Source organism: Pseudomonas sp. B12(2026), assembly GCF_057767015.1.
Window position 1 is genome coordinate 3321240 of sequence record NZ_CM173430.1, and the last position, 11644, is coordinate 3332883.

At 67.3% G+C, this 11644-nt stretch carries 7 protein-coding genes; 1 reads left to right on the forward strand and 6 read right to left on the reverse strand.

Features of this window, described 5'->3' with window-relative positions; all coding sequences use genetic code 11:
- Positions 1-39 precede the first annotated feature (39 nt).
- Complete coding sequence (locus AC3B6A_RS15490; RefSeq protein WP_488398096.1) at positions 40-1734, reverse strand: amidase; 1695 nt, start codon at positions 1732-1734, stop codon at positions 40-42.
- A gap of 704 nt (positions 1735-2438) precedes the next feature.
- Here AC3B6A_RS15490 and AC3B6A_RS15495 point away from each other — a divergent pair.
- Positions 2439-3980: a nucleobase:cation symporter-2 family protein gene (locus tag AC3B6A_RS15495; protein WP_488398097.1), complete on the forward strand. Its 1542-nt coding sequence runs from the start codon at positions 2439-2441 to the stop codon at positions 3978-3980.
- Positions 3981-4303: 323 nt separating this feature from the next.
- Here AC3B6A_RS15495 and cysG read toward each other — a convergent pair whose 3' ends face one another.
- The 5 genes from cysG to ftsK all read right to left on the reverse strand — a co-directional run bounded on the left by cysG (position 4304) and on the right by ftsK (position 11575).
- Complete coding sequence (gene cysG / locus AC3B6A_RS15500) at positions 4304-5689, reverse strand: siroheme synthase CysG (protein ID WP_488398098.1); 1386 nt, start codon at positions 5687-5689, stop codon at positions 4304-4306.
- Between the two features lies 1 nt (position 5690).
- The gene (gene serS, locus AC3B6A_RS15505) at positions 5691-6971 is read right to left on the reverse strand and encodes a serine--tRNA ligase (protein WP_488398099.1); all 1281 of its coding nucleotides are present in this window, start codon (positions 6969-6971) and stop codon (positions 5691-5693) included.
- A 185-nt stretch (positions 6972-7156) separates the two neighbouring features.
- Positions 7157-8482 (reverse strand): replication-associated recombination protein A, encoded by a 1326-nt coding sequence (locus AC3B6A_RS15510; RefSeq protein ID WP_488398100.1) that lies wholly within the window; start codon positions 8480-8482, stop codon positions 7157-7159.
- A 35-nt stretch (positions 8483-8517) separates the two neighbouring features.
- Positions 8518-9141 (reverse strand): outer membrane lipoprotein periplasmic chaperone LolA, encoded by a 624-nt coding sequence (gene lolA / locus AC3B6A_RS15515; protein ID WP_488398101.1) that lies wholly within the window; start codon positions 9139-9141, stop codon positions 8518-8520.
- A gap of 19 nt (positions 9142-9160) precedes the next feature.
- Entirely contained in the window at positions 9161-11575 is a 2415-nt protein-coding gene (gene ftsK / locus AC3B6A_RS15520; RefSeq protein ID WP_488398102.1) for a DNA translocase FtsK, read from the reverse strand.
- Positions 11576-11644 lie beyond the last annotated feature (69 nt).

Sequence of the window (11644 nt, forward strand, 5' to 3'; positions counted from 1 at the left end):
TATGAAAATGTCCGCACAGGGCGGGCATCTTCATCCGGCTCAGGCGCGCGGCAGCGGCGGCGTGCGCGGCGGCACCAGGCGCTTGCTGCCGGTGGCCTCGAAGGCCGCGGCGAAGCGCAGCAGCGCCGAGTCGTCGTAGGCGCGGCCGGCGAAGGTCAGGCCCACCGGCATGCCGATGTCCGCCATCACGCCCATCGGCACGGTGACGGTGGGCACGCCCAGGTGACGGATCGCCAGGTTGCCGTTGGCGACCCAGATGCCGTTGCTCCAGGCGATATCGGCGGATTCCGGGTTCACGTCGGCGTCCGCCGGGCCCACGTCGGCCACGGTGGGGAACAGCACGGCGTCGAGCTTCAGGCCGTCCATCCAGTCTTCCAGGTCGAGCTTGCGGGTCTTCTCCAGGCCGCGCAGGCCGTCGGGCAGGGTCTCGATCTGGTCCCAGCTCTTCAGGCCGCGCCGGGCCATGTTGACGTACTCGTCCATGCCGGCGCAGAGGTCGCCCTCGCGGTTCGGCAGGGTGCCCGGCTCGTGGGGGAAGATCTGCGGGCCGTCGACGTCGGCCAGCCTGTTCAGCCTGGGATCGCCGTTGGCGCGCAGGAAGTCGTCGAAGGCCCAACCGGACAGGTCCCACAGCTCGTCATGGAGGAACTGCTCGGAAACGATGCCGCGGTTGAACACGGTGGGCGCGCCGGGGCGGTCGCCCTCGCAGTTGGAGACCAGCGGGAAGTCCACTTCGACCACTTCCGCGCCGGCTGCTTCCAGGGCCTTGCGGGCGGCTTCCCAGAGCTCGATGACCGAGGCGCGGGTGTTGATGCGCTGGCCGGTCGGGCCGCCGATGCCGGGCTTCTCGCTGGTGCCGGCCAGCTCGTCCTTGTTGATGAACATGCGCGGCACGCCCAGGCGCTTGCCCTTGAGGGCCTCGGGGCCGGCGGCGAGGTCGAGGTAGGACGCCGGGCGCACCTCGCTCACGGCGGGGATCGGCACCCACGGCTGCAGGCGCCAGAGGTCGCCACGCTTGTCGGGGTCCTCGGCGACCACCACGTCGAGCACTTGCAGCAGGTCGGCCATGGTCCGCGCGTAGGGCACCACCACGTCCATGGTCGGGGTCAACGGCCAGTTGCCGCGCACCGAGATCACCCCGCGCGACGGGGTGTAGGCGCACAGGCCGTTGTTCGAGGCCGGGCCACGACCGCTGGACCAGGTCTCTTCCGCCAGGCCGAAGGCCGAGAAGCTCGCGGCGGTAGCGGTGCCGGCGCCGTTGGAGGAACCCGAGGCGAAGGGCGCGGTGAGGAACTTGCCGTTATACGGGCTCTCGGCGCGGCCATAGACGCCGCGTTGCATGCCGCCGTTGGCCATCGGCGGCATGTTGGTCTTGCCCAGGCAGATGGCGCCGGCGGCGCGCAGGCGCTCGACGGTGAAGGCGTCGCGGTAGGCCACCAGGTCCTTGAAGGCCGGGCTGCCGGACGCGGCGGTCAGGCCCTTGACCAGGTAGCTGTCCTTGGCGGTGTAGGGAATGCCGTCCAGCGGGCCGAGGCTCTCGCCACGGGCGCGGCGGGCGTCGGAGGCTTCGGCTTCCTTCAGGACCTCGGGGTTGCGCACCACCACGGCGTTGAGCGGGCCATCGTAGGCGTCGATGCGCGCGAGGTAGGCCTTGACCAGTTCGACCGCCGTGGTGCGGCCCGACTCAAGGGCGTCACGCAGCTGCGCAATGGAAACTTCGGTTACCTCGATCATGCTGTCACCGTCGGCTGAAGGGGGGTGGAAAGGAGCAGGTCTGCGCCGCGACGGACCCGGACGGCGCAAGTCGGAAAGTGCGTGTTCATCTCGATTCTCTTGTACTTCTGTTACGCAACGGGAGTGAGTGTACCGTCGGCTGGCGGCGACGTTCAGCGCCCGGCGGACGAACCGGATGCGCCCGCGGGCCACTGTGGCGAATGCGGCCGCCAGGGCGCACACACTGGCATGAGCGGTCAGGATACACAACACGCGTAAATTAAAAAAAACGGCCGTTGGAGGGAGCCAGGACGTTCAGTAATGGATGCGGGGAAGCGTCCGCCGGCAGGGATTCGGCGGCCCGGTGTTCGCGATCGGGTGCCGTGCCGTGCGGTTCGCGAGCAAGCTCGCTCCTGCAGCCATGCACCGCTGCGCTCTTCATGTAGGAGCGAGCTTGCTCGCGAACCCGGATCAACACCAAGCCCCCAGGCCCCGGACGCGCCAACGCACACTTTGTATGCAATCCAAGCACCCATAGCGCACACTTCGCCCCACACCAATATTCCTCGAAAACTCCCATCCCAGAGCCACCGACGACTCACCAGCGCAAAACCGGCCAGTCATATTCCGGACCATCGGCAGAAAACATGTATACAAATTAGTGGATATTCACACCGGATTTTGTCTACAGTGCCCGCACAACAAAAACAAGCGAGTCCTCAGCCATGAATGATCGTTCAGCTGTAGCGTCCGTCGGAGCACGCCCGGAAGACGAGAACCTCGGTATCGGCGCCAACCTGGCGTACGGCCTGCAACACGTTCTGACCATGTACGGCGGCATCGTCGCCGTGCCCCTGATCCTCGGCCAGGCGGCCGGCCTCTCGCCCAGCGAGATCGGCATGCTGATCGCCGCCTCGCTGTTCGCCGGTGGCCTGGCCACCCTGCTGCAAACCCTCGGCATCCCCTTCTTCGGCTGTCAGTTGCCACTGGTGCAGGGCGTGTCCTTCGCCGGCGTGGCGACCATGATCGCCATCCTCGGCGGCGGCTACGAGGGCGGCGGCATGCCCGCCGTGCTCGGTGCGGTGATGGCGTCGTCGCTGATCGGCCTGCTGATCACCCCGGTGTTCTCGCGCATCACCCGCTTCTTCCCGCCGCTGGTCACCGGCATCGTGATCACCACCATCGGCCTGACCCTGATGCCCGTCGCCGCGCGCTGGGCCATGGGCGGCAACCCCAAGGCGCCGGAATTCGGCAGCATGGCCAACATCGGCCTGGCGGCCATGACCCTGGTGATCGTGCTGCTGCTGAGCAAGCTGGGCAGCGCCTCGATCTCGCGCCTGTCGATCCTGCTGGCGATGGTGATCGGCACCCTGATCGCCGCCGCGCTGGGCATGACCGACTTCTCCCGCGTGGCCGAAGGCCCGCTGGTGGCGATGCCCGCCCTGTTCCACTTCGGCCTGCCGACCTTCCACCTCGCCGCCATCGTCTCGATGCTCATCGTGATCATGGTGACCCTGGTGGAAACCTCGGCGGACATCCTCGCCGTCGGCGAGATCATCGGCACCAAGGTCGACTCCCGGCGCCTGGGCAACGGCCTGCGCGCGGACATGGCGTCGAGCATCATCGCGCCGATCTTCGGTTCCTTCACCCAGAGCGCCTTCGCCCAGAACGTCGGCCTGGTGGCGGTGACCGGGGTGAAGAGCCGCTACGTGGTGGCCACCGGCGGCCTGATCCTGGTCACCCTCGGCCTGCTGCCGGTGATGGGCCGGGTGATCGCCGCCGTGCCCACCTCAGTCCTCGGCGGCGCCGGCATCGTGCTGTTCGGCACCGTGGCGGCCAGCGGCATCCGCACCCTGGCGAACGTCGACTACCGCAACAACATGAACCTGATCATCGTCGCCACCTCCATCGGCTTCGGCATGATCCCGATCGCCGCGCCGAGCTTCTACGAGCACTTCCCGAGCTGGTTCGCCACCATCTTCCACTCGGGCATCAGCTCGGCGGCGATCATGGCCATCGGCCTGAACCTGCTGTTCAACCACTTCAAGACCGGCAACTCCGACCAGCAGTCGGTCTTCGTCGCCGCCGAGGAACGCACCCTGCGCTACCGCGACATCGCCGCGCTGAACGAGGGCGACTACTTCCAGAACGGCAAGCTGTACGACTGCGACGGCAAGGAAGTCCCGCTGATCAGCGACGACCACGACGAACACCACGCCCCCGCCCCGAGACGCCCGCTGCGCGAGACACAGAACAGCCACGCCTGACCCGGCCGTTCCGGCTCGCGAACCGGGGCTGATCGCGGACGAAGTCCGCTCCTACGACGAGATCGGCTTGCGTAGGAGCGGACCTTGTCCGCGATGCTCTCATGCGGCGCTTTGATGCGACGGCCGTAGCTGAATGAAGGATTTGCGCTTCGTAGGATGGCGTGGAGCGAAGCGATACCCATCACGGCGGATAACGCTGCGCGTATCCACCCTATGAAGAGCATCGCGGACAAGGTCCGCTCCTACGAAAGCCGGTCAGCGCTCCGGCGGCGCGACGCGATCCCGGGCACAAGCAACGCCCGGTGTCGCGTCACGCAGCGTATTCATTGCTGGCCTTCGAACCAGGCGAGCTTGTCCCGCAGTTGCACGACCTCGCCCACGATCACCAGCGTCGGAGCGTGTACCTCGTGCTCCGCCACCAGCTCGGGCAGGTTGGCCAGGGTGCCGGTGAACACCCGCTGGTGCACCGTGGTGCCCTGCTGCACCAGCGCCGCCGGGGTGTCGGCGGAACGGCCGTGGCGCACCAGTTGCTCGCAGATCACCGGCAAGCCGACCAGGCCCATGTAGAACACCAGGGTCTGCCCCGGCGCGACCAGGTCGTTCCACGGCAGATCGGTAGTCCCGTCCTTCAGGTGGCCGGTGACGAAGCGCACCGATTGCGCATAGTCGCGATGGGTCAGCGGGATGCCGGCGTAGGCGGCGCAACCGCTGGCCGCGGTGATGCCCGGCACGACCTGGAACGGAATGCCATTGGCCGCCAGTTCGTCGATCTCCTCGCCGCCACGGCCGAAGATGAACGGGTCGCCGCCCTTCAGGCGCAGCACGCGCTTGCCCTGCAGGGCAAGCTCCACCAGCTTGCGATTGATCTCGTCCTGCGGCACGGCGTGGTCCGCGCGGCGCTTGCCGACATACAGGCGGTCGGCGTCGCGGCGGCACAGTTCGAGGATGGCCGGCGCGACCAGACGGTCGTAGAGCACCACGTCGGCCTGCTGCATCAGGCGCAGCGCGCGGAAGGTCAGCAGGTCGGGATCGCCCGGCCCTGCGCCGACCAGATAGACCTCGCCGCGGGATTCGGGCCGGGGCGACTCCAGCTTGTCCGCCAGCAGGCGCTCAGCCTCGTTCGGCTGGCCGGACAGCATGCGCTCGGCGACCGGGCCCTGGAACACTTCTTCCCAGAACTTGCGGCGCTGCTGCAGGTCCGGCAGGCGCTGCTTCACGCGCTCGCGGAAGCGGCTGGCGAGGCCGGCGAGCTGGCCATAGGTCGCGGGAATCCAGGTTTCCAGCCTGGCCCGCAGCAGGCGCGCCAGCACTGGCGCGTCGCCGCCGCTGGAGACGGCCACCACCAGCGGCGAACGGTCGACGATGGCCGGGAAGATCACGCTGCACAGGGCCGGCGCGTCGACCACGTTGACCGGCACGCCGCGCTCGTTGGCTTCGCGGGAAACCCGGGCGTTGAGCGGCTCGTCGTCGGTCGCGGCGATGGCCAGCACGCAATCCTGCAGATCGCCGGAGGCGTAGGGGCGCAGCAGCAGCTCGCCCTGCCCCTGTTCGACCAGCTCGCGCAACTCGGCATGCACCTCGGGCGCGACGACCCGCAGCACCGCGCCGGCGTCGCTCAGCAGGCGCGCCTTGCGCAGTGCGACATCACCGCCGCCGACCAGTAGCGCGCGACGTCCGCGCAGGATGTGGAACAGCGGCAGGAAGTCCATCTCAGCCGATCACCTCGATGCCGGCCATGTAGGGCTTGAGCACTTCCGGCACGCGGATCGAGCCGTCGGCCTGCTGGTAGTTCTCCAGCACGGCGACCAGGGTGCGGCCCACGGCCAGGCCCGAGCCATTGAGGGTGTGCACCAGCTCCGGCTTGCCGGTTTCCGGGTTGCGGTAGCGCGCCTGCATGCGGCGGGCCTGGAAGTCGCCGCAGTTGGAGCAGGAGGAAATCTCGCGGTACTTGTCCTGGCTCGGCACCCAGACTTCCAGGTCGTAGGTCTTGGCCGCGCCGAAGCCCATGTCGCCGGTGCACAGCGCCAGGGCGCGGTACGGCAGTTCGAGGGCCTGGAGGACCTTCTCGGCGTTGCCGACCAGGCTTTCCAGGGCTTCCCAGGATTTCGACGGCTCGACGATCTGCACCATCTCGACCTTGTCGAACTGGTGCTGGCGGATCATCCCGCGGGTATCGCGGCCCGAGGCGCCGGCTTCGCTGCGGAAGCACGGGGTGTGGGCGACGAACTTCAGCGGCAGTTCCTTCGCGTCGAGGATCTGCCCGGCGACGATGTTGGTCAGCGACACTTCGGCGGTCGGGATCAGGTACAGGTCGGCCTCGTCTTCGCGGCGGATCTTGAACAGGTCTTCCTCGAACTTCGGCAGCTGGCCGGTGCCCTGCAGCGCAGAGGCCTGCACCAGGTACGGGGTGTAGGCTTCCTCGTAGCCGTGCTCGCGGGTGTGCAGGTCGATCATGAACTGCGCCAGGGCGCGGTGCAGGCGGGCGATCGGGCCGCGCATCAGGGCGAAGCGGGCGCCGGACAGGCGCGCGGCGGTCTCGAAGTCCAGCCAGCCGTGCTGCTCACCCAGGGCGACGTGGTCCTTGATCGCGAAATCGAAGGTGCGCGGGGTGCCCCAGCGGCGGACTTCGACGTTCTGCTCTTCATCCTCGCCGACCGGCACGGATTCGTGCGGCAGGTTCGGGATCATCAGCAGCAGGCTGTCCAGCTCGGCCTGGATGGCGTCCAGTTCGCGCTTGCCGGATTCCAGCTCTTGCGCCATGCGGTTGACCTCGGCCTTCAGCGGCTCGACGTCTTCGCCATTCTTCATGGCCTGGCCGATCGCCTTGGAGCGCGAGTTGCGCTCGGCCTGCAGGGTCTCGGTGCGGGTCTGCACGGACTTGCGCTGGCTCTCCAGCGCTTCGATGCGCGCCACGTCCAGGGTGAAGCCACGGGTGGCCAGGCGTTCCGCAACTTCCTGCGGCTGGGTACGAACCAGTTTGGAATCGAGCATGCTGTCTTCTCGTGTCTAGTGTCAGGCGGCGCTCGGGCGCCGCGAGAGCCAGTTTATGAGTTTGCTAGCCGGGGCCATGCAAGGCAGAAACAGGTGAGGATGCGGAGTTTACATCCGCCAAATGAGCATTCCGAGCCTGTTTCCAACGCGGCATGGCCTTGGCGCGGCGGTCCATAAGCCGGCTCTCAGGGTTTTCTGCGTTTGCGCGGGCTGGCCTGGTCGAGGCCCGCCAGGTGGCGCAGCTTCTCGCCGATCTTCAGCTCCAGCCCGCGCGGCACGGGTTGGTAATACTGGCGCGGCTCCATGGACTCGGGGAAGTAGTCCTCCCCGGCCGCATAGGCGTCCGGCTCATCGTGGGCATAGCGGTATTCGTCGCCATAGCCCAGGTTCTTCATCAGTTTGGTCGGCGCGTTGCGCAGATGCAGCGGCACCTCCAGCGAACCGCTCTCCGCCACGTCACGGCGGGCCGTGTTGTAGGCGTTGTAGACGGCGTTGCTCTTCGGCGCGCAGGCCAGGTAGACGATGGCCTGGGCGATCGCCAGCTCGCCTTCCGGGCTGCCCAGGCGCTCCTGTACGTCCCAGGCGTTGAGGCACAGGGTCAGCGCGCGGGGGTCGGCGTTGCCGATGTCCTCGCTGGCCATGCGCACCACGCGGCGGGCGATGTAGAGCGGGTCGCAGCCGCCGTCGAGCATGCGCGAATACCAGTACAGCGCACCGTCCGGGCTGGAGCCACGCACGGATTTGTGCAGCGCGCTGATCTGGTCGTAGAAGGCTTCGCCGCCCTTGTCGAAGCGCCGGCGGGAGTCGCCCAGCAGGTTCTGCAGCAGCTCCGGGCTGATCTCGCCGTTGTCCTCGGCGAGGTCGGCGGCGTTCTCCAGCAGGTTGAGCAGGCGCCGGCCATCGCCGTCGGCGGCGGCCATGAGGATGGCGAAGCTCTCCTCGGGCAGGCCCAGATTGCGCTTGCCCAGGCCCTTGTCCTCAGTGAGCGCGCGCTGTACCAGCCGGCGCAGGGCGGCTTCGTCCAGGCTCTTCAGCACATAGACGCGGGCGCGGGACAGCAGCGCGTTGTTCAGCTCGAAGGACGGGTTCTCGGTGGTCGCGCCGATGAAGATCAGGGTGCCGTCTTCGACGTACGGCAGGAAGGCATCCTGCTGGCTCTTGTTGAAGCGGTGCACCTCGTCGACGAAGAGGATGGTGCGGCGGCCGTACTGCGCGGCATGCTGCTTGGCCACTTCCACCGCCTGGCGGATTTCCTTCACCCCGGAAAGCACCGCCGAGATGGTCTCGAAGTGCGCATCGGTGACCTGCGCCAGCAGCCGCGCCAGGGTGGTCTTGCCGACCCCGGGCGGGCCCCAGAAGATCATCGAGTGCAGCGCGCCCTGCTCCAGCGCCTCGCGCAGCGGCTTGCCGCGGGCGAGCAGGTGTTCCTGGCCGACGTACTCGTCCAGGCTGGTCGCGCGCAGGCGCGCGGCCAGGGGCTGGGAAACGGGCTCGGAACGGAACAGGTCCACGGTCTTACCTATCGATCAATCCGGCGCGAGGCCGGTCATTCCTGGATGACGTCCACGCCCTTGGGCACGTCGAAGACGAACTGCTTGGCGTCGAGCGCCTCGTTCATCTTCACGTCGAAGAACAGGATGTTGGTGCGCTGGCCGACGCTGTCGATCAGCTGCATGTCGTTCACCACGCTGTTGCGGAAGGAAATCCGCAGGCTGTCGAACAGGGTGTCCTTGGACTTGGGCTTGAGGATGAAGTCCACCACGTTGCCGCCGTCCTTGCTGGTGATGTCGAAGCTCTCGCCGATCTTCGAGATGTCGCCGGAAAGCAGCAGCGCCGGGGTCTGGGTCAGGCGCTGGTCGAGCTTCTGGATGGTCACCTGTTCCAGGTCCGGGTCGTACAGCCAGATTTTCTCGCCGTTGGAGATCAGCAGCTGCTCCTGGGGCGCGTCGGTGTGCCAGCGGAACAGGCCCGGGCGCTTGAGCGAGAGTTGGCCGGCGGTTTCCTGCAGGCGGGTGCCGCTGCCGTCCAGGGTCAGCTGGGAGAAGCGCGCGGTCATGGTCTGGGCCTTGCTCAGCAGGCCGCTCAGGCGTTGGGCGGAAGCATCGTCGGCGTGGGCCTGGACGCCGGCAAGCGCCAGCGCGGCAACGAACAGCATGCGGATCAGACGCATGGATTTCCTCGAAGTCGAATCAATCACGGATCGGGGCCGGCGCGATGACCTCGCGCGAGCCATTGGTATTCATCGGGGTGACCACGCCGGCCATTTCCATCGCCTCGATCATCCGCGCGGCGCGGTTGTAGCCGATCTTCAGCTTGCGCTGCACGGCGGAAATGGAAGCCCGGCGGCTTTCGGTGACGAAGCGCACGGCCTCGTCGTAGAGCGGATCGTCCTCGCTGCCCTCGCCGCCTTCGCCGCCACCGCCCTCGAAGGACCCGCCACCACCGCCTTCCTCGGCGCCGGCGAGGATGTCCTCGATGTAGTTCGGCGCGCCGCGCAGCTTCCACGCCTCGACGACGCGGTGCACCTCGTCATCCGAGACGAAGGCGCCATGGACGCGGATCGGCAGGCCGGTGCCCGGCGGCAGGTAGAGCATGTCGCCGTGGCCCAGCAGCTGTTCGGCGCCGCCCTGGTCGAGGATGGTGCGCGAGTCGATCTTGCTGGACACCTGGAAGGCGATACGGGTCGGGATGTTCGCCTTGATCAGGCCGGTGATCACGTCCACCGACGGACGCTGGGTCGCCAGGATCAGGTGGATGCCCGCCGCACGCGCCTTCTGGGCGATACGGGCGATCAGCTCTTCCACCTTCTTGCCGACGATCATCATCATGTCGGCGAATTCGTCCACCACCACCACGATGGTCGGCAGCGTCTGCAGCAGCGGCGCCTCGTCTTCCATGCTCTCGCGGCGGTACAGCGGGTCGCTCAGCGGCGCGCCGGCCTCCTCCGCGTCCTTCACCTTGCGGTTGAAGCCGGCGAGGTTGCGCACGCCCATGGCGGCCATCAGCTTGTAGCGGCGCTCCATCTCCGCCACGCTCCAGCGCAGGGCGTTGGCGGCCTCCTTCATGTCGGTGACCACCGGGCAGAGCAGGTGCGGGATGCCTTCGTAGATCGACAGTTCGAGCATCTTCGGGTCGATCATGATCAGCCGCGCCTCTTCCGGCGTGGACTTGAACAGGATCGACAGGAGCATGGCGTTCACCCCCACCGATTTACCGGAGCCGGTGGTACCGGCCACCAGCAGGTGCGGCATGCGCGCCAGGTCGGTGATGATCGGGTTGCCGCCGATGTCGTGGCCCAGGGCCAGCGGCACGGTGGACTTGTGTTCGTCGTATTCCGGCGTCATCAGCACTTCGGAGAAGCGCACCATCTGCCGGTCTTCGTTGGGAATCTCGATTCCCACGGTGGTCTTGCCGGGAATGACTTCAACCACCCGCACGCTGATCACCGCCAGCGAACGCGCGAGGTCCTTGGCCAGGTTGGAGATGCGACTGACCTTCACGCCGGCGGCCGGCTGGATTTCGAAACGGGTGATCACCGGGCCCGGATGCACGGACTCGACTATGACTTCGACACCGAATTCCTTGAGCTTGATCTCCAGCAGGCGCGACATGGCCTCCAGGGATTCCGGCGAGTAGCTCTGCTTCTTTTCGGCGGCCGGATCGAGCAGCGACAGCGGCGGCAGGGTGCCTTCCACGGCGGTGTCGACGAACAGCGGCGCCTGTTTTTCCTTCTGCACGCGCTTGCTCGGCTCGGCCGGCTTGGCGGCTGGCGGCGGTACGTCGATCTTCGGCGCCACGCGCTTCTCGCGCTCCTGCACGCTCTTGACCAGGGCTTCCTCGCGCTCGATCAGGCGCTCCTTGACCTTGGCCTGCTCGCGGCGGTCGGCGACGATGGGCGCGGCGACCTCGGCCACGCGCTCATCCACCTCGCGCAGTTGGGCGACCAGCTGCTTGTGCTCGCTGCGGGCGCTCCACCAGCGGTTGGCGGCGTTGTGGATCAGTTCGAAGAGATCGAGGGTGATCTTGCCGGTAACGTCCATGACCTTGAACCAGGACAGGTCGGCGAACACGGTCATGCCGAACAGGAACAGGGCCAGGAACAACAGGGTGCTGCCCTGCACGTTCAACGCATTGATGCCCAGTTGCCCCAGGCTCTCGCCCAGGGCGCCGCCGGCACTGGCCGGCATGTGGCTGCCGCTGGTGTGGAAATGGATGTAGGCCAGCGCGGAGCCGGCCAGCACCAGGAAGATCAGGCCGATCAGGCGCCAGGAGAACAGCCAGCCGCTCCACTCCCAGGGCAGGTGGCGCTTGCGGAAGACCTGCCAGGTCTTCACCGCCAGCAGCAGCGGGAACAGGTAGGCGAAATAGCCCAGCACCATGAACAGGATGTCGGCGCTCAGGGCGCCCAGACGGCCGGCGGCGTTCTGCACCTGCTCGATGTGGCTGGAATGGCTCCAGCCCGGATCGGACGGATCATAGGTGAGCAGCGCCATCCACAGGTAAAGGCAGAGCGCGCCCAGCGCGATCAACGCCCCTTCCTTCAGGCGATAGTGCAGTTGCTGACGCCAGGCGGCGGCATGGCTTGCTGTGGTGGTGTCCTTCAAAACGCGTCTATTCCTGCGCTATACGCGCGTCCGAGAGTCGTTGAGCCTCAAAACGGGCCTATTGTACGG